Raw genomic sequence first — 24,950 nt, forward strand, 5'->3', positions numbered from 1 at the left:
TTAAACTTAAACTAAATCCTCAAATACTTGATAAAGTTTTTTGTCAATTTTATTTTTTGCATTAAAGATTTCTTCGAACGTATGATAAGTAATCTGGTTGTGCTCCATTCCTAAACCAACACCTTCGACACCTTCCTGAATCAGTTCAATCACCCGATGACCAAGGCGACTTGAAAAAACACGATCAAATGAACTTGGTGATCCACCTCTTTGAATATGGCCTAGTACAGTTGCACGCGTATCTAAACCAGAGCGCTCTTTAATCTTCTTAGCAACATCATCCGCATTTCCAGCACCTTCAGCAACAATCACAATACTATGTGACTTTCCACGATCAAATCCTGCCTTTACATCCGCAGCAATTTTCTCAATATCCGGTTCAATTTCAGGGATTAAAATCGCATCAACACCACTAGCAATTCCTGCTTGTAAGGCAATGTCACCACAATTACGCCCCATCGTCTCGATCACACTTACTCTTTCATGACTACTCATCGTATCTCGTAAATTACCAACTAACTCTGTCACTAAGTTTAAGGTCGTGTCAAAACCAATTGTAAAATCAGTTAATGGAATATCATTATCGATCGTACCAGGAATCCCAAATGTTTTAATCCCATGACGTTTAAGTGCTTGTGCTCCTCGATAGCTTCCATCACCACCAATAACGACGACATAATCAATCCCTTTTGCTTTTAAATTTTCCACTGCAACCGCTTGTCCTTCAGGCGTCTTAAATGTTTCAGAACGTGCAGACTGAAGAAACGTTCCACCACGATAGAGTTTATCACTTACTTCTTTTGTTCCTAATTTAATAAAATCATTTTTGATTAATCCTTTAAAACCTCTTCTCACACCATATACTTCAAAATTGTTCGCAAGCCCACTTCTTGTTACGGCACGGATTGCACTGTTCATTCCTTGCGAATCTCCACCTGAGGTTAAAATCGCTATTTTTTTCAAACTAATCACCCTCCAAAATCTCACTCATTTGATTGTTATATCTTTATTTTTTTAAGTATACCATATAATCTACAAGTTGACATATATAACTAAGTTATTTATTAGTTATCTTTTTCTAACAGATGCTAGTCTTATTTTGTTTATTAAATAATCAATTCATCATTAATATTAATTCCCTATCAACAGAGAAAAAAACATTTTAACCGATTGATCGATTAAAATGTTTTTTTGAAAAATTAACCAGCAATATGACCTTTTCTAGCAAGGACATACTTACTCTGCTCATCAGCTGGCTCATATCCCGCTAGGAGTAATCCACGTATGTAGATTCCATTATAAATAAAACTAAAAACAAGTGTTGAAAGTCCTAGTGTAATAGGAGCCAAAATCAACATAATCAGCGCCCATTTCCAATCACCACGGAATAATGGTGGCAAGAACGCAAAAAAGAAAACCGTCCAACTAAAGCCTGCTTTAGTTATCTTCTGAAACCCAGATGGATGCTTCAAGTGCACCTTCATCTAAATCTCTCCCTTCAAATAAATATGATTGCCTCTTTATTATACCACCTTTTGAACTATTTTTAAGACTTGACGATTATTTTCTAGGTCTTTTCACATTGTTTGATTCCGCTATTACGAACCCCTGCATGTTTTGATTTTCTAATCATATACTTAATATGGTGCAAAAATAAGGAGGTGCCTTATATGAAACAGTTAATTTATTTTGCTAGTGCCCACACATCTGACGGTTACCGTGATTTAATCGAAACGAATTTAACTGACATCAAGTATATCTTTTTAATTGAAGGTGCAACGACTGAGCAACGTTCTGCATGTATCGCAAGTTTTTTTGAAAAATGGCGCTCACTCGGTGAAGAAATTGAATTGTTGTTAAACAGCGTTGACCATAATCGCTTTGCCGGTGTAATTAATCGTCGGCTGAGCTGTGCAATTATTGATCGAATCCAACATTTGAGCTATCCAATCAAAGCATTAGGTAAAGCTGAACATCTGATCAATTTGTCAGCAAATGTGACTGAGAAAAACCGTACAGACAAGGATGAAACATTAAAGCTCTACTTATCTAAAGAACAAGCAATTAAGCAAGCACATGATGCGTTCAATCTTGGTTTGAAAATCCATGATGACTTGGAGGAAATCTACATTAATGCAATGGATTTTAACAAGGCCGACAAAGTGGCTGAAGATTTAATTGAAGAAATTTTTGCTGAACGTTTCAGTGATCATTCAGCATCCGTTCAATATCAACGCTTTTTAGGTGCATCAACTGCAAATGGAGTCGTTGACTATGTCGATCAATTGACCGAACAGCTCAGCAAGCGTTATTTAATTAAAGGCCGTGCAGGTTCTGGAAAATCAACACTATTGCGAAAAATTGTTGCCGAAGCCAAGGAGCGAAACTATCATCTTGAAATCTATCATTGTGGTTTTGATCCCGATAGCCTTGATATGGTAATCATTCGCGAACTTGGGATGGCCATTTTTGACAGCACAGCCCCACATCAATATGAACCGAGTCGTCATGGTGATCAGATTGTCGACTTATATCAAACGACAATTTCACCTGGAACAGACCAAAAATATCATGAAACAATCGCACACTTAACCAAATTATATCGTAGACAAATTCAAAAAGGGGTCGCACATTTAAATGAAGCACGTAATTACAACCTTAAACTTGAAAAAATTGAACAACAATACTTTGATGTTGCGTTATTTGATCAGCAAGTTGGTGTATTTCTAAGCCAAGTTGAAGCGCTATTGAGCTAAATCGACTTAACATATTGTTCTGATTAGATCCGCAAACTTGGTAAAAGAATTTTTCATAAAACAAGGTTTATCAACCATGGTAAGAATGTTAAACCGAAAATCGTTGTGATCACACCGGCAAAAACCATTGCTAGCGTTGAAAATGTGACGGCCTCTTCGCCATATTCGAGCGCTCGGGTCGTACCGACAGCATGGGCAGCCATACCTAGTGCCATTCCTCTTGCAATCGGTGAGTCTATTTTTAAACGTTGAAAAATCGCAGGTGAAATAAGGACACCTAAGAGGCCGGTAATGATTACAAATACGATTGCCAGCGCTGAAACACCACCAATTTCGGTTGCCATTTCAAGTGCAAATGGGGTTGTAATTGAACGTGGCAGTAGGCTAATTAATAGGTAATCATCCAGACTAAACAGGAGAGCTAATCCGAGTGTTGAAAGAATCGCGACAGTAGAGCCGATTAATGTGCCGATCATTAATAGACCGAGATACTTTTTTACTGTTTGAAAATGCTTGTAAACTGGAATCGCAAAGGCAATCGTTGCTGGAGCGATCATATTGGTAAGTAGGCGCCCATCTTGTTGATACTGCTCGACTGGAACATCGAATAGCGCGAGTAGGATAATGATGCTTAGCGTCGTTAAAATCAGTGGGTTTAATCGTAATTTCGGATATCGCTGTGCGAGTGCTTTAATTGTTTGATAGAGTATAACTGTTAGCAAAATTGCTCCGATTGATTTGATCATTTTTGTTCACCGAACCTTTCAACAACTCGTCCTGTTACAGCAAGTACGATTGCTGTACTGGTCAAAATTATTAGGACAACCCAGAGGCCATCTAGGCTAAGGAGTTGATCATAATTGACGATCCCAACTGCTGATGGGATGAAAAATAACAACAACTGTACCATTAAAAAACGCCCTCCCTTTTCAATCCATGCCAACTTGATTAGTTTCAATTGCAGTGCAAGAAATAGTAAAATCAGGCCAATAATTGTTGCTGGCAGTGGGATAGAGAGGATATTTTTAATCGCAATTGCAAGCAGTAAAAATAAATAGATTAGTCCAACTTGTAATAGAATAATCCCAATTTTCTTCATCATTAATTCCTCGATTTTCAATTGATTAAATGTGACTGTTAATCACAACCTTCATTTTATCATATTTTAATTTTAGTCAGCTGATTATTTAATATTTCCCGGGAAATAGAACATTTTCTGTCGAATGATAGCAAGCCGGTTTAGATTCAGTTACAATAGATTTAGGGAGAGTTTTTCAAATAAGAAGGGGTGGAATGTGAGTGAATTATGATGAAACGTTGTGATTGGGTGACGAGTGAGCAGCTCTACATCGACTACCATGACCAAGAGTGGGGTCGGCCAAGTCGTGATGATCGCCATTTATTTGAGATGCTTTGTTTGGAGGGGGCTCAAGCGGGATTGAGTTGGTGGACGATTTTGCAGAAGCGTGCCAATTATCGGCGTGCGTTTGACCAGTTTGATCCGTGGAAGATCGTAACGTATGATCAGCAGAAGATTGATCGGTTGCTTGAAGATCCAGGGATTGTGCGGAATCGTTTGAAGATTAAAAGTGTCATTTCAAATGCAGAGGCTTATTTGCGGATAATTGAATCAGGTCAGCGTTTTGCAAATTACATTTGGCAATTTGTCGATGGCGAACCGATCATTAATCATTGGCACTCTGGACTAGATGTGCCTGCGTCAACGGGGATTAGTGAGCAGATGAGTCGGCAGTTGAAAAAGGATGGTTTTAAGTTTGTCGGTCCGACGATTTGCTATGCTTATATGCAGGCGGTCGGGATGGTCAATGATCATCTCGTCGATTGCTTTTGCCATCCGGAGATAACTAACTGATCTTTTGGTATTGATAATTAAAGTGCTAGCACTTAATCGTTGGGTGATGAACAGTTTTTGCGTGTTTCATATTATGATTACCGGCTAATCGTTAAGAGAATGAAAGATTTTTTGCGGTTCACACCATGATTAACACTTAATCGTTAGACGAGTGAAGGTTTTTTTACGATTCACACCACGATTAACATGTAATCGTTGAACGAGCGGAAAATTTAACGTGGTTCACACCACGATTAACATGTAATCGTTGAACGAGCGGAAGATTTAAAGCGATTCACACCACGATTAACGATTTAAACCACCTCCCCTACTCTTAGGGAAGGTGGTTTTTAGTAAAATTTAATTTATTTTTTTACGCCTGCTAAACTAAAACTAAAATGGTAGTTTTGTTCAGCGTAAAGTGTGAATTCCGGATGTGTTGGGGCTCCCCATGTGTCGTCACCGGCGATTCCCATCTGAGCCAAGTTGATCCGCACAACTGTATGATCTGTCTTAGGCAGTTTATAGCTGTGGCTCGCCAGCTCCAGTTGTTTGTCTGTATATGGTAATGCATTTAACTCAAATGTAGGCTGGCCTGACAACGCTAAACCGATCCCCGCCTCATTTATTATATCCGCTGATCTGACGCCAATTTTATTACCACACTCTTGTGGTTTCAAGTATGGCACCATTTGATTGGCAACTCGGCCTGTATAACGTCCGATTTTCGCGCCCTTTTGTTTATCTAAATACGATTCGTGTGGGCCTTTACCGTACCAGCTCAAACGATCGAATTGATCCGACATTTGAAGCACGAAACCAATCGCAGGAATTTCCGGTAAACCTGCACCAGGGATTAAGACATAATCAATGTCAACTTCACCAGTCACAGAAATTGTATAGTCAATCATGACACGCGTTTGATTAATCGCTTCATATATTAAAACAGTCGAAACCTTCACCGATCCAGCAGAAACAGAATAATCAAACCGGATTAATTCCCGACTGAGATCGGCGTCACGCCATATCCTACTTCTTTGATCAAGCTTGTTGCCTCGATCATTATCTGTCATTGCCCGCCAGAAATGTGGGCGAAGCGCTTCTTTAATCATTTCATTTCCACTGATTTGGTACGAATCTAACAAACCTGAATCTTGGTCAAAGCTAATCGTAAAATCAGCCCCCGCAACAATGAGTTGGTGAGTTTTTGCCTGAACATCTAGCGCTCCAACGGGCTCAATCTCTATCGCGGTTGGTTTCACTTTCACCGGTAAAATAAATTGGTCAAAAGCAACTTCATGACCCACATCACACCATAGGCGCTGAACTTTTTCAACAAAACTGATAGTCAAAATAAATTCGTCATTCGCAATTCCGTTAGTCGGTAGCGTATAACCAAGCTCCACTTGCTTCATCTCACCTGGGACAAGCTCAAAGTCAGTCGTTCCTGAATCGACCTGCACGCCGTTCTGTTCAATCTGCCAAATGAGCTGATAATCAGCTAAATTGGTAAATAAAAATTTGTTTTTCACCTCGATTTGGCCTGATGCCAAATCAACCGCATGAAAATCAACATTTTGGTAGCAACGCTTCACCTCATAAAGCTTCGGCGATACCGTTCCATCACCGAAAATCACACCATCACCAGAGAAGTTACCGTCATGCGGTGACTCACCAAAATCGCCACCGTACGCTAAGAATGGTGTACCATCTTCGGTCTTGTGCCATAATGATTGATCCTTCCAATCCCAAATAAATCCACCTTGTAAAATCGGATATTGATCAAATAAATCGGTATATTTATAAAAGTTCCCTAACGAGTTCCCCATCGCATGACTAAACTCACATAAAATGTAAGGTTTCGATTGTTCATCAGCTGTTTCTGCATAATGACGCACATGATCAGGCTTCACATACATTGTACTTTCCATATCTGACGCCCGTTCAGACGGTCGATAGTGAAAAACTCCTTCATAGTGAACAAGACGACCCGGATCATTTTCTGCAAAAAAGTCGTGCATATGCAAAAAGTTATCGCCACCAAATGATTCATTTCCAAGTGACCAAATCATAATTGATGGATGATTTTTATCACGCTGGAACATCGAGTTACAACGATCAAGCACATTCTCCGTCCACTCCGGACGACTTCCCGGCACCGACTCTTCAAGCTCCTTCTGTCCATAACGCCAAAGCGCATGGGTCTCCAAATTGTTTTCATCAATCACATAAAGCCCATACTGGTCACAGAGCTCATACCAAAGCGGATGATTCGGATAATGCGACGTCCTTACAGCATTAATATTGAACTGCTTCATCAATTCAATATCAGCGACCATATCCTCATACGTGACCGCACGCCCCCTCTCAGCCGTGAACTCATGACGGTTAACACCCTTAAAGACAATCCGCTCACCATTGATTTTCATCAGCCCATCCTTCAGCTCAAATACCCGAAAACCAACCTGACAACTAATCGCCTCCAGCACCGCACCCGCTTCATTAACAAGACTGAGCACAAGTGTATAAAGATTCGGATCCTCTGCAGACCACTTTAGTGGATTCACCACAGCCGACTCAATGCGAACATCGCTCAGTTCTTTTCCTGAAAAATTCACCTGCGCTGTTAGGGGGTGATCGAAAACGGGTTGCTGATCTTGATCGTAGAGCATCCCTCGCACCTCGACTGATGGTGACAATTGATAATAGTCACGCACATTAACATCAACGGAGAGAACCGCATCACGGTAGTCAGCATCAAGATCTGTTTGAACAAAAAAATCATCAATATGTGTTTCAGCTGGTGCATATAAATAAACGTCTCGAAAAATGCCACTGAAGCGCCAAAAGTCTTGATCTTCAAGCCAGCTTGCATCACTCCAGCGATACACTTCAACGGCTAATTTATTCTCACCTTCAACTAAGTATGGTGTTAAATCAAATTCAGCTACTGTAAATGTATCTTCACTATAGCCGACTAAATCGCCATTAAGCCAAACATAGAAAGCGGATTCCACTCCGGCAAAGTGTAAATAAACAGGACGATCGCCCCAGTTTTTTGGAACCTCAAATGAGCGAACATATTGCCCAACTGGATTATAATTCGTCGGTGCGTATGGTGGCTTAATATTATCCTTTTCAACCCACGGATAAATAACATTCGTATATTGCGGATAATCATAACCCTCTAGTTGCCAGTGACTTGGTACTCTAATCGAATCCCAATCACTATGATCAAAGTCTGACGTGTAAAAGTCTTCAATCCGTTCGGTTGGTTTTTCAGCAAAAGCAAATTTCCACTGACCATTTAATGATTGATAAAATGGAGAAGCTGTCCGCTCGAGGGCCAATGCTTGTTCAACATTTGCATAAGGCATCAATGTCGCGTGCGCCGCTCGTCGATTTAATTGAAAGATTTCAGGATTATTATTCCACTCCGGGTACCCATTATTAGGTGGGGTGTACTTGAATTTCTCTAACTTTTTAATCACTTTGTCTGACACTCCTCTACTAATTAGTCTATATGATTAGTATAGCTCTATTCTTAATTAATTTAAATTACAAATAAATTAAAGTTAGAATTCTGTAACATTAAACGATCAATCCCGATATTTTTAATCCTTTTGTTATTAAAAAAATCGCTCACAAGGCAGTTGTTTTAACTGTTTTATGAACGATTTTTTTAATCTTAATTAAGTTGATTGGTTAATTTTTAGGAAAAGAAAAGGAAGCAATTTTCATAATTATATACACGATAAGCCCCATTCCTTGCAGAAAAAGAAGTGGGGGGACAATATAATAAAGATATAAAACTAATACTAATAAAAGAATCAGTAAGATAGTATTGAATGGTTTAGCAATCGTCAGAATGAGTGCATACTTTGGATATCTCCACCATTTGAACTTAAAATGAACAAACACTGAAAATACATATGCGAAAGATATTATTACCAACACACCAACAATTAGCGTTACACTCATCACAGAAACATAAAGGAGTCTAATCTCAATTAAATGAATAACCTTGATGTTGAAATATAATACAAAAAGAATCAGACTAAACAAATAGCCCAACAGATTTGCTTCGAGCCAGTTTTCCTTGATAGAAGTAAAAAACTTTTTAATTACTTTTTCATAATCATTGTTAATAATCATACTACGAGTAACTGAAAATAATGCAACTGTCGCTGGGAACAATCCAAATACCCCCAAACCGACGATTGTGATTAGGATCCAGAGTATATTTAAAATCAATAAATTAAAGCCAATTGTACCAATACGCATAAACCATCTTGAGTTATACATTTTTACTTACCAACCTTATAACCAATTTTATCTTTAACCAAAAACTACATCCTTTTCAGGAAGTGCGTCAATTGCTCCATATTTTGTGCATACATGTGCAGCAACCTGATTACTTTTTTCAGTAAATTTCTTTAATGTTTGCATATCCGTTATTATTTCGTGCGGATTTTCTGTCTGAGCGAACTGATAAAGCATAGTCCCAACAAAAGCATCCCCAGCTCCTGTTGTATCGATCGCTTCTATCGGTATACTTTCTATTATACCAGACTCTCTACCATTCGATATATAAGTTCCTCGGCTGCCTAATGTAATAGCTACGATTTTTGCACCTATTTGATGTAGCGATCGCGCTCCCTCATCTAATAATCTTGTTCCAGTAATCAATTCCAACTCTTCATCACTAACTTTAACAAAATCTGATAGGGCAACACATTTATGTGTTAAATCAATAAATTCAGATTCACGATGATTCCATAAATCATGACGATAGTTAGGATCATATGATATAAATTTATTGCTCTCACTTGCCTCTTTCATCGAGTCTAAATACATTGTTTGAAAAGGATCATTCAATAATGCAGTTGCAGAGCCAAAATGTAAAATTGCGGATTGTTCAATCACACTCTGATCTAGATCAGCATTAGTCATGTATTGATCAGCTCCACGGTTAAAAAGAAAGTCCCGTTCCCCATCATCTGTCAACGAAACAAATGCTAAAGTCGTTGGCGTTTCTTTATCTAACTTCAAGTGTGTCGTATCAACACCTTGATTGTCTAAAGTTGATTTTAAAAACATGCCGAATGGATCTGCACCAACTTTTCCACTAAAAATAGCATGACCACCAAATTTGGCAATTGTAGCGCAAACATTTGCAGGGGCACCTCCAGCCTTTTTCTCAAATGAATGCCCTTCAATTAAACTATTATTAATATCTGTACAAAAAAAATCAATCAATAACTCTCCAATACATAAGATTGAGTTAGTTTCCATTGACATCCCCCTCATATACTCTGTTTAAACTTACTTTGCCATTATATAAATATTTACTTTATTTAGAAGATTATTTCTTTTATGATAGTGTTTTGTTCTTGTGAGAATTCTTTTTTCTTTGCTAGACATTTTGTCTGATTTTGCTCATATCATGTAAAGAATTCGTTAATACTATCTTCATCTTTCAAAATTTGACGACATTGTAAATCGCTTGATTTTATAATAATCAACTTTAAAGAATCTGCCTCATATTAAGTGTATATTTATAACATGAATTCTTAACATAGAGTCGTTTTGTACATAGATGCTTTCTCCGTATCAAAATACTATTACGAAGTTGAGTTAATCTAAAGCGATAATAAGTAATTAGATGAAATTGAATAACATGCTGCGCAATGAAACAAAAAATGATTAAATGTTTTTTTAATTCCAAGTGGATTTAATAGAATGTATCTCTAACGAATTTATTGTAATTTCACCGTCTTCAACATAAAATTCTAGAGACCTGCTATCATCTCGTGGAAAAATTAAATCTGTTATTACATATTCTCCATTTTGTGAAAAAACCTCAACAGAATTTTTATCAACTAAAATTTGTAACTTAATGATTTTATTATCATCAATTGAAACTGCATGGCTACCATCAAAATAAGGACTAAAATACAATTCGTCTGACTGACTACGCTTAACAAATAGTTCATTGGTTGACTCGGAAAAACCAATCACCGTTTCATCTTCATTTTCTTCAGATATTCTAACTTTAATTCCAAAATCTACTGGTTGATCCAGTTGAATTTCAGCATTTAGTTCAAATACATCGGCTTCAATCTCATCTAATAAATTAGCAGCTTCTTTAGAACTAACTACTTGATTTTCAATTTTAAATAATTCCTTATCTCTAAGTTTAGTGAACTCTTCAATTGGACTCTGAAATAGTTTAATAATTCCATCATCTGTAGTTTTCAATTCTAGAGATCTTGGAACAGACATTGAACCTCTCCATACCTCTGTAGGCACTCGGTTAGCATATAACCAATTACTCATCCAAGCGACCATAACTCTACGTCCATCTTCATCAGGAATATCAGAAAAAGATTGTCCTGCGTAGAAGTCAGCGCCATAATCTAACCAGTTTATATGGTCTGGTTCATCATCACTGGTAAAAGTAGTTCCATCAAAGTCTCCTATGAAATATTGAGCACCAGAACCACCTGCAATTGCGCCATCACCTATGTCTACTTGTAATACCCATTTGGTATTATTAGGATCACCATCAATCGGTAGTTCAAATAAATCCGGGCACTCCCATACGCCTCCTTGTGCACCTGCCCCTTCTCCAAACTCACTCATGAAATTCCAATCAATTAAATTAGGAGAATCATAAAACATTATCTTTTTTCCTGCTGCAAGTGCCATTACCCACTTTTCTGTTTCCTCATGCCAAAACACCTTAGGGTCTCGAAAATCATTTATCTCTGGATGGGGAGGTATAACTGGATTCCCATCGTATTTCTCCCAGCTACGACCATTATCACTGCTGTAAGCAATACTTTGCTTTTGCCCTGATCCATTATGTGTAAAAATGGCAACCAATCCTTCTTCGCCATCAAAAAAGCCCGTTGTGTCATTCCAGTCAACGACAGCACTACCTGAAAAAATCGTTCCTAAATCATCAGGTTCTAAAGCAATCGGCCTGTGCTCCCAATTAATCATATCTTCACTTATTGCATGTCCCCAATACATTGGACCCCATTCATTGTCATGAGGATTGTGTTGATAAAACAGGTGATATTCATCATCATAATAAACCATTCCATTTGGGTCATTTAGCCAATTCTCTTCAGGTGAAAAATGGAATTGAGGTCGATATTCTTCAGCATAATAGTTCCTTGAGGTTATCAAACTTAAAACGACAAATACTAAGCCTATTAATACTATTAAACTAGAAAATAGTACAAGGTATTTTCTTTTCATTTTAATTATTTCCTCCTCTAGCTTTGTTATTGACACTTAAGACTTAGTAAAGGAGAAAGTGTACACTTTCTCCTTTACGTATTTTTTATAAAGTCATCAGTCGTCCTTTTATTATTTCTAGATCACCTAGTGCACTTGTTACAACAATCTTTTTACATGGTTGTTCTGGATAAACTAAACTTGTCAATGTCGCTAATCCGTGATGAGCAAATAATTCAATCGATAGCGTATCTAGAATAAGACGAATATTAAGCTCTGATTCACCATTTATTGGCATAGATTGATTTTTGTTAAATAATTCAGGAATATCCTCTTTGCCATAATGTTCACGTTGTAAAGTGATTTTATTAGCCAAACAGTCTACTTCTATAACAGTTTGTTCCCCTTCTGTATAAACGAGCGTCAGCATTATTTTTTCACTATTGACTGTATTTAATGTCAAATCAATATCCATACTCTCTTCATCTAACTCAATCTGATGTGATTGTGTTTCATTAATTAATTTAGACTCGATCACATCGACACTTTGAGCTTGTTGTTCAATTTCTTTTACTGGTAACTGTTTCACAAAATAGTCCTCTTCGACAGTTTGTAAGCTCAATTGACGCGGAAATGTCATTTGCCCTCGCCAACCTGTCGCGGGCACTTCATTGGCATAACGCCAATTGCTCATCCAGGCCATATATATTCGACGACCATCACTATCTGGAATATCTGAAAAACTTACACCTGCATAATTGTCTTTACCATGATCTAACCAACGGATATCTTCATGCTCTGGAGTAAATGTCGTTCCATCAAAATCACCTACAAAATAGTGTGTTTTCGAACCCACATCATAGTTAGGGTTATCACCAACACTTACAAACAGTGTCCATTTCTTTTGGTCAGTTCCTTCAATTGGTAATTCAAACAGGTCAGGACATTCCCAAACGCCATTTTGATAGCCAACGTCATCTCCAAATTTACTCTCAAATTGCCATTCTTTTAAGTTCTTAGAACTATAGAAACGAACTGATTGCCCTGTTGCTAAAACCATCAACCAACGATTCCTAGGCTGATCCCAAAAGACTTTAGGATCTCTGAAATCAACAATTTTTGGATCAGTTAGTACCGGGTTCCCCTCATATTTTGTCCATGTTCTTCCTCGATCATGACTATAGGCAATACTTTGGGTTTGAACGTCTCGTTCACCATCTACTCCTGGAAGGTGATGGGTGAAAATTGCAACAAGTCCGGGCTTATCTGGGAAAAACCCTGTTGTATTATTCCAATCTACAACCGCACTACCAGAAAATATTTGCCCTAACTGATCTGGGAAAAGCGCGATATCTAGCTCTTCCCATGTAATCATATCTTTACTAACCGCATGCCCCCAATGCATTGGGCCCCATACAGTATCTTTTGGATTATGCTGAAAAAATAAATGATATTCCCCTTCGAAGTAGACCATACCATTCGGATCGTTCATCCAATTAGATTTTGGCGAAAAATGTAGCTTTGGCCTATTTAAATTTATCTCTTTTTCTAACAAGTTAAATCCCTCCACTTAGTTTAAACCCACATAATCATCATAGTACTTCTGTTTAATCTCAAGCCAATCACTTAAGCCTAAACGTTCCAATTCATTTAAATAATCTTCCCACTCTGTTTCAAGTTGTCCGTTAGTAATCCATTCTGCACGCTTACGATTAATATAAGGGAATAAATCTGCTTCAATAACGGATAGACGATCTAAATCATCTTTACTGAACATAATATTAGGATAAATGTGCTGATCGCCCATATGTGGTGTCATCACATCTTTCATTAAATCAAGTCTCCAAGCAGCATCATCTGGCATGGTCGTCACATCGCCATAATAACTATCCAGAATTGCAAGTGGTCCACCAACTGATGTCTCTTCACGTAACTCTACAGGTGCAGTTCCATCGAGTGGTAAGTGTCTCAACATGTTTGCCTCTTCATCAAATTCAAAAATATTTTGCTTTTCTTCGTCGCCGTATGTTCCCCAGTTGTTCTGAACAGATTGATGTGGATCATATAATTGATCAATCCATTTTGCTGTTAATTCTAAATTCTCATTTACACTTGTAATTACCATGCGTTGTCTATGAAAACCTATTGAATTTATTTGAGTGACATGTTTACGACCATCCGGGCCTTCTAATGGTCCCATCAATTCATATTCATCGCCCATTCCAGTAATATTTCCTTTATCCCAAGTAAAATATAATCCATAGCGTCCTTGTTGACCTTTTGCCAAATAAGTAGACCAATCATGTTCAAACGCCTCAATATCAATTAACCCTTCATCGTAAAGGTCGTGCATGTAATTTATCGCGGCTGTATAACCTTCATCAACAACCGTTGAAACGACTTCATGATTTTCATTCACAATCATGTGGTCATAATTATCCCCTAAGCCAAATGAACTAAATAAAAATCCTGGGTCTTCACCACCATGATTGATAATAAATGACATTGGAATCGTCTCACCATTTCCAGCCATATCATTATCTCTAAATGCGATTAAAGCTTCTTTTAATTCATCCGTTGTCGTTGGCATATCTAAACCTAATTCGTCTAACCATTCTACATTTATCCAAGGGAAAGACTCAACAGCTTGAATACGTTCTGGTCCTTCACCTAATTCCTCAATCCATGGAAAAGCATAAATATTTCCATCAGGTGCAGTCATCATCCCTTCGTATTGCGGAGCTTCTTCTAAAACACGTTTTAAATTAGGCATATAATCCTCAATTAAATCATTTAACGGAATAATTAAACCATCTTCTGCATAATCTAAAAGCTCATAATCACTAAAGTTAGCATTCATAATCGCATCTGGCATTTCACCAGTTGCCATCGCGAGATTTCGACGTTCATCAAATGTTCCTCCAACAAAATTTGTCCATTCAATATGAACACCCGTTTCTTCTTCTAAACGTTGAAAGATCAACTTATCATTCGGATCATCTGGTGCAACTGGCGCACTGTTAGTCATAATCTTTAAAGAAACATCTTCTTCAACTGGAAAAGTGATATCTTCTAAGCCCCAATCTTTTGACCAAGTTTGATCTTCTCCCGAACAAGCAGCAAGTAACAATATTACCATGGTTCCGATAACTAAACGCAACATTTTCTTCATCTTTAACCCTCACTTTTAAATTTTTTATTTTAATGAACCAACCATAATGCCTTTTTCAAAGTACTTTTGAAAAAATGGATACATAACCATTAAAGGTAAACTAGACACTACAATTGAGGAATATTTAATCATTTCCGCAATTCTTTGCATTTCCATTCTAGCCAATTGATCGGAAATCATCCCAGGAGGTACTTCATTTTGAACGAGTATTTCTCGTAAAACTAATTGCAATGGATAAAGTGAACGATCATTTAAGTAAATCATCGCATCAAAGTAGGAATTCCATTGACCAATAAAGGAAAACAATGCGATAACAAAAATAATTGGTTTTGACAAAGGTAAGATAACACTTACAAAAATTCGAAAATCAGAAGCACCATCTATTCTGGCCGCCTCTTTTAACTCATTTGGTAATCCCCTAAAGAAAGTACGAGTTAAAACAATATTCCAGATCCCGATAGCACCAGGTAGTATAAGTGCCCAGGGAGTATTAAGCAGACCAAGATTTCTAATCAGTAAATAAGTAGGAATCATCCCCCCATTGAAAAACATTGCAAATAAGAAGAAAATCATAATTGGTCTCTTACCAACAAAGCCGTCAATAGATAAAGGATATCCCGCTAACACTGTAAAGACAACAGAAATAATGGTAAAACTACCTGCATACAAAACAGAATTCAAGAAACCTCTGATAATTGCATCGTTATCAAAAATTCTAATGTAACCATCCAAGGTCCAATGATCCGGATTAAAAGAAATACCCTTAGTAACAAGAATATTTGGTTGTAAAAATGATCCTACCAACACATACATCAGAGGAACAATTACAATTAAAAGAATAAGTGTAAGCAAAATTTTATTGAGTAATAAAATAAAGCGATCAGTCTTAGAATTATTAATCAATCTATTGTCCATCTTCTCACCCCTTCCCTAAAATAGCGTTTCTCCATTTAATTTCTTCACAACTGTATTCGTTATGACAAGTAAGACGAGCCCAATAACCGTGTTAAATAAACCAACTGCTGCCCCAAATGACCAATCTCCAGCTAATAAACCTCGTTTATATACATAGGTATCGATAATTTCTGAAGTCGGTATGTTCATATCAGTTTGCAATAAATAAGCCTTTTCAAAACCTACACCCATAATACCGCCGATCGCAAGAATGAAAAGAACTGCCATGATAGGCTTCAATACTTGGAAATCGATATGCCAAATACGTTGTAGGAGCGAAGCACCATCAATGGTTGCTGCATCATGTAGTTGCGGATCGACATTAGACAAGGCTGCTACATAAACAATTGATGAAAAACCAGCTCCTTGCCAAATTCCTGATGCAATAAAAATGGTTCGAAAATATTCGGGCCTTGACATAAATAAAATTGGGTTACCAGTAATTGGAGTTATTAGTGCGTTTAATGGACCAGCTGGTGATAAAAAGATATAAAGCATCCCCGCAATAACAACTGTTGAAATAAAGTGTGGTGCATAGATAATTAATTGAATATTTTTCTTTACCGATGCACGCCTTATTTGATTCAACATTAAAGCAAGAATGACTGGAATTGGAAATCCAATCAATAGATCATAGACACTCAGCTTAATTGTATTCATAAATATTTTTAGGAAGTTAGGCGAACTTAGAAAACTTCGAAAATGTTCAAATCCAACCCAATCACTTCCTAAGATACCATCACGAACACTATAATCCTTAAATGCAATCAACACACCATACATGGGTAGATAATTAAAAATCAAAACCAACGTAACAGCCGGTAATATAAATAGATAAAGCATGTAATTACTCTTAATATACATTAATTTACTCTTTTTCTTCACACTGAAACATCCCCCTTTCTTCTAGAGATTGCGCTTTAACTAATCTCATTTGACCACCCATTTCCTTCTTATATTTACTAGTTTGATACGTATAGAGAGCGGTTACACAACATGTCAACCTGGTATCAAATATTTAATTGTGGTTTAACTATAAAAACTTAAATTGTTGCTCTTTACCACAATAGTCACCATTATATTAAAATTAACCTCAACTCAATAGTCGTAGCACTCCGACTGATACTAACCCGACATTTACCAATCTCTTATGATTCTATATTTAGATGACCTTCAATAGTTTGGATTGCCCAATCACTACCCTCAGCTTGATACATCCGATTTGAGAGCACAACTTCATCATCTAGATAGAGAACAACAATATCATTTTCTAAGACCAGTTTAATATCTACACTTGATCGGTTAGCAAAGTCAAAAGGCATTGCAGTTTGTGGTTCATATTGTTTTACCATATCTAAAGGACGATTATAGTATGCGACTGTATTTAGTTCTGTATCAAAGATAATATTTAATTTCGATTGGCTTTCTTCACTATTAAATTGAAAGGCCCATTTTTTCGTTTGTTCATCTAAGACTACATTTCCAGAATAAAGAACGGTTTCCTCATTAGCATCAAAAGTTATTGATTCCCCTTCAGGAATTGTCTGATCTGTGAAAAACACCGTATTCACCTGCTCTTTAACGCTTTCAGGCAATGTCGGTAATAAATGACCATCCTTAACGATCAGTTCATGAACAGCAAGGTTACCAGCCCAATTATAGTTTTGGTTGTCACGATGACGTTCTTTTGTTGGAATCCAGCCTACTATATAAAGTTTTTCTCCATCTGTTTCCAATCTGCCAGCATAAAATCCAGAACTATCCCAATGATCTAAGTTAATTGGTTTGACAAAAGGTCCTTTGACATCATCAGCAATACGATAATGAACAACACGTTGGTCCCACTGATCAGAAAAAGCCAAATACCATTTCCCATCAAAGAATACAAGTGATGGACACTCTAGATTGGAATCGTTTCCGAAATCATTCTCAAAAAAGACCCCTTGATCTTCCCATGTTTTTAAATCTGTTGATGTATATCTAGCAATAACACCTGTTCCATCATGACGAGCTGTAATGAGCATCCAATACTCTTCCGAATCTTCTTCATAAAATACATAGGGATCTCTAAAATCATCTGCTTCATACTGTGAACTCGAGAAAAACGTATGCTCTGGTTGCTTATCCCACTTGACGCCATCTTTACTAGTCGCATGCATAATTGCTTCCTTAGGTGACAACGATCCATTATGTCCCGTGTAAAATGCATGATACAATCCATCTGAATCAATGATAACAGAACCCGTTCCTAGAGCTAATTCCTGATCGCCGTAATCATTTACAAATGGGATCACTTCACCATAATCTGTGTAATTAAAAAAGTCAGTCGTCGTCATTAAACTAAATGGATGAAACCCAATTTGATCATCACGTAAATCTTCTAAATAATAAACCATAAATTCCTCACCATTAAAATAAGGCATCGGATCTCCAACAAAGCTGTCTTCTGAACGTGGATAAACTTGCTGGATTGTTGTTTTAACAGTAAGATATTGTTTACTCAGCAAGAATGCACCCCCAATAAAAATAATACTCAGACTAATTATTAGCCTCTTCTTCAACTGTAGTAACCCCTTTCATTGGAAACGTTTCCTGGATTCAGTATAACATTTATAAATTAAATTGACAAGATAATATTTTTCTTTTTTTATTCTACCTAACATAGAAGGTTGATTTTAACCCAAATAAAGCGCAAACAAATTAATCTTGACAAGATAGATGATAATCTTTTAATATAATTTTGACAATCGGATGTCATATAACTATATAGTTTTTAACGAAAAGCATTATTTATTTAACGTTTTTTTGGAAACGATACCGTTTTGTTGTTAATTTACTTCACATCACTGCTATTCGTTTTGTAGTCATTACTATACTATCATTCATGAAATCTAATGGTTTTTTTGATAGTACTAAAAAAGGCGTCTTGTTTCGCCCTTTCATTAACAATAGAAATGAGGATGATAAATTTAAAAAAGCTTTATTAATATTTATTATTAAAATTTTAAATTCTGGAGGTCATCAAATCAAATGAAAAAACATCTAAAAAAAGCTTTAATTATGGCGCTGGTTATTATTGGATTACTTGCTGTTAACCAAGGAAACCAATTTCTAACAACAGCAAAAACTAAAGATTATTACACAGAACTCTATCGACCACAGTATCACTTTTCAACTCCTGAAGGACGACTTGCTGATCCGAACGGACTTATTTATTTTAATAATGAGTACCATTTATTTCACCAAAAAATGGGGACTTGGGCACACGCAGTCAGCGATGACTTATTACATTGGAAACACCTTCCGATCGCTTTAGAACATGATAAAATGGGACAAGCCATGTCAGGTACTACTGTGATCGATTGGAATAATACATCAGGTCTCTTCGAGGAAGAACCTGGAATGGTAGCTATTTATACAAGCACAGAAGGTGGAGAAGCACAGAGCATTGCTTATAGTAAAGACAACGGACGCAATTGGCAGCGTTATAATGGAAATCCCGTCATTGAAAATCCAGGAAAACGTGATTTCCGTGACCCTAAAGTATTTTGGCATGAGGATAGTGAAAGTTGGGTAATGGTTGTGTCCACAGATAAAACCGTTACTTTCTACAATTCATCAAATTTACTAGACTGGGAATATCAAAGTGTCTTTGGCATCGATGAAGATGAAACTGAGCATGGCAGCCACATAGCCGTATGGGAAACACCAGATTTCTTCCCACTTGCTGTTGATGGGGATGTAGATAACCAAAAATGGGTGCTGACTTTGAGTATCGGCGATAATCCAATAAAAGACGGATCAACGAATCAATACTTTATTGGTGACTTTGATGGATCTACTTTTACAAATAGTAATGAACCGGAAGAAGTCCTATATACGGATTATGGAAGGGACTTTTACGCTGGTCAATCTTTTAATGAAGTTGAAGAATCACAAGGTCGCCGTGTCTGGTTAGGTTGGATGGCAAATTGGCGCTATCCTTATCAATCACCAACATCACCATGGATGGGCTCAATGTCTATTCCTAGAGAATTATCACTTAAAACAAACAGCGATGGTGATGTTCGTTTATTCCAAGAACCTATTAAAGAAATAGAACGTATTCGGGCAACGGAGCATCACTTCGATTCATTTACTTTGAACAACGAGGATAAATCAATAGATTTTACTGGCATCTCTTATGAATTCGAACTTATTGCTTCATGGGATGATCTAGATGAGTTTGGTATTCGATTACGTCAGTCTGAGAAAGAAGAAACGGTTGTTGGAGTAGATTTAAAATCCAATACAGTTTATCTTGATCGAACAGATGCAGGACTTGATCAGCTAATTGATCGCGATGGTAATACTCACCAATTTGGTAAAAGATTTGATGCAGAGCTTAATCCAAATAGTAATGAGATCATAATTAGAGGATTTGTGGACGAATCATCCGTTGAACTTTTCATTAATGATGGGGAAATTGTCTTTACCAATCTGATCTATTCTGAACCTACAAGCAATGGGATTGAATTGTTTGCAGTTGGTGGTGAGCTTGAGGTCGAATCACTTAAACTACATCATCTAAGTTCTGTCTGGAGACCAGAAGTAGAAGATGATGAACTAGAAAGAATTGTTGCCAATCAAGAGAATATCAACCTATCTGTTGATGAAAGTACAAAATTAATTACTCAATTAAAACCTGATTGGTTCACATCACAAGAAGACTTTGATTGGGTGATAGCAAATCCAGAAATTGTTCAAATAGAACGGCTAGAAACTAATGAATTTATCATTCATGCACTTCAATCTGGACAAACAACAATTGAAATAACTCATCCAACAGGTGAGGCAACAAAAGTAGTCAACGTTACTGTTTGGGATGAAGGTCATCCTGGCTATATGCATGGTTGGGGTCCTTCCCCGTTTCATGGTAATATGTCTGGTAACTGGGATATTATTGATGATAGCCATATTTATAGTCATTCAGGAAGTGGTCAAGCATGGACAAATATTTATCGAAAAGAAATCATCACAGGTGATTTCACTGTTTCAACAAATATTAAATGGATCGACCAAGGTAGTGAAGGATTCCCTAAATACGGAATTAATATTGCTGATCAAGAAGGTTCTTTAATTTCAGGTTTCTTTAATAATGATATCAATAAACTTGAAACAAATGCTCAATATAAAACTCATGACATCGGCTGGGAGGGGATAGACTTGCCTAGCAACACAGACCTAACAGAACCTCAAAAGCTGACGATTGAGAGGGTAGGAAATAACTTCTTATTCTACTTTAATAATATATTAGTTTTTGAGCGTGACATTGAAATCGATGATGAGGTGAGTATCGGAATCATTAACGAAAATACCCAAGCTGAATTTACTCAATTTATGATTAAACAAGATGTAATTGATGATGGTGACGGTGATAGTAATGACAAATTAGACGAGAAGATTCGCATACTGACTGAGCAGATAGAGAAATTAGAAGCAATGATAGAGAATAACGCAGATCTTCAACAAGTTATCAATGAACTTCGAATCAAAATTGCTAATCTAGAGGAAAATGATGAAAACCTTTCTGATTTAATTGCTGATCTTCAGGCTCGTATAGATGCCTTAGAATCTCAAATTACCGAAACAGAAGATGGATCGGACAGTGTTTCAGAAGAAGATTCAATAAGTAATGGATCAGGTGAAAGTTCTAATGATACTAAATCAGAATCTGGTTCAGCAACAAATCATGATCCTGATGATAAAGAAGATCGATTACCAGCAACAGCAACATCGGTTTATAATTATTTATTAATCGGTTCGTTGGTCCTGCTTATTGGTACTATATTGACTCTTTACAGCTATAAACGGAAAAAATCTTAGATATTGATAAATTAAAATCTAATCCACTCTAACATGTTAAAGAATAACACCTTTACTGAGATTTTTTAGTGAAGGTGTTTGCTTTTTTAAACATTTATCTCGTTTTTCTAATTAATGATAACGATAAGGCTAGAAGAATTCAAATTTATCTTCTATACTAAAGAATAGATAAAAATAAATAATAAGTAGAGGGATTAATAAATGAAAGTCACAATTAAAGACGTAGCTAAGCAAGCTGGGGTAGGAATCGGAACCGTTTCACGTGTACTTAATAATGGTAGTGTAACGGAAAAGACTCGTGCAAAAGTGGAAAAGGCTATTCAAATGCTAAATTATAAACCCAATACGTACGCTAGAGGATTAAAGTCTAATCGAACAAACACGATTGCCCTAATTATTCCGACAATCTGGCATCCTTTTTTTAGTGAATTTGTCCATCATATCGAAACGTATTTAGAGAAAAACGGTTTAAAATTACTCTTATGTAACGCTGAGCACAATTCCGAGAAAGAATATGAGTATATTCAAATGGTTAAGCAAAATAAAGTCGATGGTATAATAGGGATCACCTATTCTCATATAGAGCAATATATATCAAGCAGTCTCCCTTTCGTCAGTATTGATCGCCACTTCTCAGAAGAGGTAGTTTATGTGACAGCTGACAATGAAGCGGGTGGCATACTAGCTGCTCAAGAATTAATAAAACGTGGTTGTCAATCTATTTGTTTTATTGGAGGGCATCAAACGGTTGTCAATGAAACAAAGAAAAGAAGACAGGCATTTGAATCAGAATGTAAAAAGCAAAATATTCATTATCATGTATTGGATATGCGCGAACCGGTCACAGATCTTGATAATCAATTATCTGCTTTTTTCAATAAACATCCAGAAATAGACGGCGTTTTTGCTATTAACGACACGATGGCTCTAGATGTTATTCATTTTTTGAATGGAATAAACAAATCAGTCCCAAAGGATATCCAAGTTATTGGATTTGATGGTCAAAGATACTCAGAATATGCACCTTATCTCGTTTCTAGCATTGCGCAACCAATCGAATTAATGGCGAAAACAGCTGTTGAATTGTTAATTAACCTAATTGAACATAAGGAAGTTGCCCAACGCACTATCTTACCCGTACAATTTGTTCCCGGTGCAACAACATTAAATAGAGAATAATGATATCATTCTAGATAAGCTCAAATAGCTCAACTTATTTTTAAAAAAATATCGTTCACAAATCAGTGTTAAAACTGACTCATGAGCGATATTTTTATATCTTAAATTATTCACGACTCACACTTTTCTGTACGGTCATTTCAGTAAAGACTGTTAAGATCAGATCCTCTTAACATCCATAAATCCTAAACAAGCACCCAATGATCTGGTGCCTGTTCTTCAAAACTGTTTTTCTCAAACGTATAATGCTGCAACTTAATATTATGGTTGCGAATTTTTTCTGCTTCAACTGTTGGGTCAGGTACGGGTACCGCTTCAAGCAATGACTTCGTATATGGATGAATTGGGTTCGAATAAAGCTCGTCACTATCGGCAAGTTCAATAATTTTCCCATCATACATGACGGCAACTCGGTCACAAATATGCTTTACCATCGCTAAATCATGAGCAATAAACAAATAAGTTAAGCCAAGTTTCTGTTGGAGATCTTGTAACAACTCAACTATTTGCGCCTGAATTGAAACATCCAATGCCGATAACGGCTCGTCACAAACAATAAACTTCGGTTTTACCGCTAACGCACGTGCGATCCCGATCCGTTGTTGCTGCCCACCAGAAAACTCATGCGGATAGCGATTGGCATGATCCTTCTCCAAACCAACCAACTCCAACAGCTCCTCAACCCGTTCACGGCGCTCCTTTTTCGTTCGATAGAGCTTATGAATATCAAGTGGCTGCCCGATAATATCAAGCACCTTCATTCTTGGATTCAATGACGCTTGTGGATCTTGAAAAATAATTTGCACATCACGTCTGAGCACCTTCAACTCTTTCCGATTAAAATGATGAATGCCCATTCCTTCGAACAAAACTTCACCGTCGGTTGCTTTCTGCAGTTGCAGTAACAGACGTCCTGTCGTCGATTTCCCAGATCCGGATTCCCCGACTAAACCTAACGTTTCACCTTGACGAATCTTAAAATTAATTTGATCGACTGCACGAACGGTTCCACCCAATTTTAATTGAAAGACTTTTTCAAGTCGTTGAACATCGACGAGTGGTTCACTGTTGTTAAACTGCTTTGGTAAGTGAGTTGTTCTTGGTCGATCAATTCTTGGTAATGCATTTAACAATCGTTTCGTGTATGGATGGGCAGGTTCGTTAAAAATCGCCAGTGTATCATTTTCCTCGACGATTTCACCGTCTTTCATCACAACAACCCGATCACACATCCCAGCAACCACACCAAAATCATGGGTAATTAATATAATGCTCATAGCAAATTTCTCTTGGAGTTTTTTCATCAGTTGTAAAATTTGTGCTTGAATCCGAACATCGAGTGCGGTCGTTGGTTCATCAGCGATCAACAGTTTTGGTCGACAAATTAATGCCATCGCAATCATCGCTCGCTGGAGCATTCCACCTGAGAACTCATGCGGGTATTGATGATACCGTTCCTCTGGATGTGAAATCCCAACAAGTTCGAGCATGTTCAGTGTTTCTAGCTTCGCCTTGTCAGGTGAAAGCTTGCGATGTTTAATACTCATTTCATCAATTTGCTTGCCAATTTTGATCGTTGGATTAAACGAACTCATCGGGTCTTGGAAAATCATACTGATCTCATGTCCACGAATCTGTTCCATTTCTTTTTCATTATATGTTGAAATGGGTTTGCCTTCATATTCGATTAAACCAGCTGTTACTCGGGCAGACTGAGAAGGTAACAATTGCATAATTGTTTTTGCTGTCACACTCTTTCCAGAACCTGATTCACCGACAATACCAAGCGTCTCTCCTTTTCGAACCGAAAAAGAAATATCATTAATCGCTTGGAGATAGTGCTGACTCGATTGAAAAGCAACGGCCAAGTTTTTTACTGTTAACAAATTTTCCATAATCAACGCCCCTGTAATTTTATCGCAGT

18 protein-coding genes are annotated in these 24,950 nt (G+C 37.1%); 4 read left to right on the forward strand and 14 right to left on the reverse strand.

The window, feature by feature from the left end:
* Window positions 1-6: 6 nt before the first annotated feature.
* Window positions 7-963: a 6-phosphofructokinase gene (gene pfkA / locus ABD814_RS01080; RefSeq protein ID WP_344909570.1), complete on the reverse strand. Its 957-nt coding sequence runs from the start codon at window positions 961-963 to the stop codon at window positions 7-9.
* A 236-nt stretch (window positions 964-1,199) separates the two neighbouring features.
* On the reverse strand, window positions 1,200-1,484 hold the full coding sequence (locus ABD814_RS01085) for a hypothetical protein (RefSeq protein WP_344909571.1): 285 nt from the start codon (window positions 1,482-1,484) through the stop codon (window positions 1,200-1,202).
* 186 nt (window positions 1,485-1,670) lie between these two features.
* Here ABD814_RS01085 and ABD814_RS01090 point away from each other — a divergent pair, with 186 nt between their 5' ends.
* On the forward strand, window positions 1,671-2,756 hold the full coding sequence (locus tag ABD814_RS01090; RefSeq protein ID WP_344909573.1) for a hypothetical protein: 1,086 nt from the start codon (window positions 1,671-1,673) through the stop codon (window positions 2,754-2,756).
* Window positions 2,757-2,809: 53 nt separating this feature from the next.
* Here ABD814_RS01090 and ABD814_RS01095 read toward each other — a convergent pair whose 3' ends face one another.
* Window positions 2,810-3,502: an LrgB family protein gene (locus ABD814_RS01095; RefSeq protein WP_344909575.1), complete on the reverse strand. Its 693-nt coding sequence runs from the start codon at window positions 3,500-3,502 to the stop codon at window positions 2,810-2,812.
* Entirely contained in the window at window positions 3,499-3,855 is a 357-nt protein-coding gene (locus ABD814_RS01100; RefSeq protein ID WP_344909576.1) for a CidA/LrgA family protein, read from the reverse strand. Before ABD814_RS01100 ends, ABD814_RS01095 begins: the two co-directional genes overlap by 4 nt.
* Before the next feature lie 210 nt (window positions 3,856-4,065).
* Here ABD814_RS01100 and ABD814_RS01105 point away from each other — a divergent pair, with 210 nt between their 5' ends.
* The gene (locus ABD814_RS01105) at window positions 4,066-4,629 is read left to right on the forward strand and encodes a DNA-3-methyladenine glycosylase I (RefSeq protein WP_344909578.1); all 564 of its coding nucleotides are present in this window, start codon (window positions 4,066-4,068) and stop codon (window positions 4,627-4,629) included.
* A 344-nt stretch (window positions 4,630-4,973) separates the two neighbouring features.
* Here the strand turns inward: ABD814_RS01105 and lacZ are convergent, their stop codons facing one another.
* From lacZ to ABD814_RS01150, 9 genes are all read right to left on the reverse strand, one after another.
* On the reverse strand, window positions 4,974-8,099 hold the full coding sequence (gene lacZ / locus ABD814_RS01110) for a beta-galactosidase, LacZ type (RefSeq protein WP_344909579.1): 3,126 nt from the start codon (window positions 8,097-8,099) through the stop codon (window positions 4,974-4,976).
* Between the two features lie 214 nt (window positions 8,100-8,313).
* Window positions 8,314-8,913 carry a YesL family protein gene (locus ABD814_RS01115; protein ID WP_344909581.1) on the reverse strand — a complete coding sequence of 200 codons (600 nt, stop codon included), beginning with the start codon at window positions 8,911-8,913 and terminating at the stop codon, window positions 8,314-8,316.
* Between the two features lie 33 nt (window positions 8,914-8,946).
* Entirely contained in the window at window positions 8,947-9,903 is a 957-nt protein-coding gene (locus tag ABD814_RS01120) for a carbohydrate kinase family protein (protein ID WP_344909582.1), read from the reverse strand.
* 423 nt (window positions 9,904-10,326) lie between these two features.
* Window positions 10,327-11,877 (reverse strand): glycoside hydrolase family 32 protein, encoded by a 1,551-nt coding sequence (locus ABD814_RS01125; protein WP_344909583.1) that lies wholly within the window; start codon window positions 11,875-11,877, stop codon window positions 10,327-10,329.
* Window positions 11,878-11,962: 85 nt separating this feature from the next.
* The gene (locus ABD814_RS01130; protein ID WP_344909584.1) at window positions 11,963-13,411 is read right to left on the reverse strand and encodes a glycoside hydrolase family 32 protein; all 1,449 of its coding nucleotides are present in this window, start codon (window positions 13,409-13,411) and stop codon (window positions 11,963-11,965) included.
* A gap of 15 nt (window positions 13,412-13,426) precedes the next feature.
* Window positions 13,427-15,028 carry an extracellular solute-binding protein gene (locus tag ABD814_RS01135; RefSeq protein WP_344909586.1) on the reverse strand — a complete coding sequence of 534 codons (1,602 nt, stop codon included), beginning with the start codon at window positions 15,026-15,028 and terminating at the stop codon, window positions 13,427-13,429.
* Window positions 15,029-15,052: 24 nt separating this feature from the next.
* Window positions 15,053-15,943, reverse strand: coding sequence for a carbohydrate ABC transporter permease (locus tag ABD814_RS01140; RefSeq protein ID WP_344909587.1), 891 nt, complete (start codon window positions 15,941-15,943; stop codon window positions 15,053-15,055).
* A 15-nt stretch (window positions 15,944-15,958) separates the two neighbouring features.
* Window positions 15,959-16,846 carry an ABC transporter permease gene (locus ABD814_RS01145; RefSeq protein WP_344909655.1) on the reverse strand — a complete coding sequence of 296 codons (888 nt, stop codon included), beginning with the start codon at window positions 16,844-16,846 and terminating at the stop codon, window positions 15,959-15,961.
* Between the two features lie 284 nt (window positions 16,847-17,130).
* Entirely contained in the window at window positions 17,131-18,489 is a 1,359-nt protein-coding gene (locus ABD814_RS01150; protein ID WP_344909588.1) for a family 43 glycosylhydrolase, read from the reverse strand.
* 523 nt (window positions 18,490-19,012) lie between these two features.
* Here ABD814_RS01150 and ABD814_RS01155 point away from each other — a divergent pair.
* Window positions 19,013-21,847: a GH32 C-terminal domain-containing protein gene (locus tag ABD814_RS01155; RefSeq protein WP_344909589.1), complete on the forward strand. Its 2,835-nt coding sequence runs from the start codon at window positions 19,013-19,015 to the stop codon at window positions 21,845-21,847.
* Between the two features lie 201 nt (window positions 21,848-22,048).
* The gene (locus ABD814_RS01160; protein ID WP_344909591.1) at window positions 22,049-23,026 is read left to right on the forward strand and encodes a LacI family DNA-binding transcriptional regulator; all 978 of its coding nucleotides are present in this window, start codon (window positions 22,049-22,051) and stop codon (window positions 23,024-23,026) included.
* A 185-nt stretch (window positions 23,027-23,211) separates the two neighbouring features.
* On the opposite strand, the gene ABD814_RS01165 is transcribed toward ABD814_RS01160, so the two are convergent.
* A complete protein-coding gene (locus ABD814_RS01165; protein ID WP_344909592.1) occupies window positions 23,212-24,921 on the reverse strand; it encodes an ABC transporter ATP-binding protein in 1,710 nt (569 codons plus the stop codon).
* Window positions 24,922-24,950 lie beyond the last annotated feature (29 nt).

Origin of the sequence: Amphibacillus indicireducens (assembly GCF_039539605.1) — a bacterium.
GTDB lineage: Bacteria > Bacillota > Bacilli > Bacillales > Amphibacillaceae > Amphibacillus > Amphibacillus indicireducens.

Bases quoted from the DNA above. Each gene is read 5' to 3' on its own strand.
- ABD814_RS01085 (WP_344909571.1), bottom strand. From the start codon at position 1,484: ATGAAGGTGCACTTGAAGCATCCATCTGGGTTTCAGAAGATAACTAAA.
- ABD814_RS01090 (WP_344909573.1), top strand. From the start codon at position 1,671: ATGAAACAGTTAATTTATTTTGCTAGTGCCCACACATCTGACGGTTAC.
- ABD814_RS01095 (WP_344909575.1), bottom strand. From the start codon at position 3,502: ATGATCAAATCAATCGGAGCAATTTTGCTAACAGTTATACTCTATCAA.
- ABD814_RS01100 (WP_344909576.1), bottom strand. From the start codon at position 3,855: ATGAAGAAAATTGGGATTATTCTATTACAAGTTGGACTAATCTATTTA.
- ABD814_RS01105 (WP_344909578.1), top strand. From the start codon at position 4,066: ATGAAACGTTGTGATTGGGTGACGAGTGAGCAGCTCTACATCGACTAC.
- ABD814_RS01115 (WP_344909581.1), bottom strand. From the start codon at position 8,913: ATGTATAACTCAAGATGGTTTATGCGTATTGGTACAATTGGCTTTAAT.
- ABD814_RS01120 (WP_344909582.1), bottom strand. From the start codon at position 9,903: ATGGAAACTAACTCAATCTTATGTATTGGAGAGTTATTGATTGATTTT.
- ABD814_RS01125 (WP_344909583.1), bottom strand. From the start codon at position 11,877: ATGAAAAGAAAATACCTTGTACTATTTTCTAGTTTAATAGTATTAATA.
- ABD814_RS01135 (WP_344909586.1), bottom strand. From the start codon at position 15,028: ATGAAGAAAATGTTGCGTTTAGTTATCGGAACCATGGTAATATTGTTA.
- ABD814_RS01140 (WP_344909587.1), bottom strand. From the start codon at position 15,943: ATGGACAATAGATTGATTAATAATTCTAAGACTGATCGCTTTATTTTA.
- ABD814_RS01145 (WP_344909655.1), bottom strand. From the start codon at position 16,846: ATGTATATTAAGAGTAATTACATGCTTTATCTATTTATATTACCGGCT.
- ABD814_RS01155 (WP_344909589.1), top strand. From the start codon at position 19,013: ATGAAAAAACATCTAAAAAAAGCTTTAATTATGGCGCTGGTTATTATT.
- ABD814_RS01160 (WP_344909591.1), top strand. From the start codon at position 22,049: ATGAAAGTCACAATTAAAGACGTAGCTAAGCAAGCTGGGGTAGGAATC.
- ABD814_RS01165 (WP_344909592.1), bottom strand. From the start codon at position 24,921: ATGGAAAATTTGTTAACAGTAAAAAACTTGGCCGTTGCTTTTCAATCG.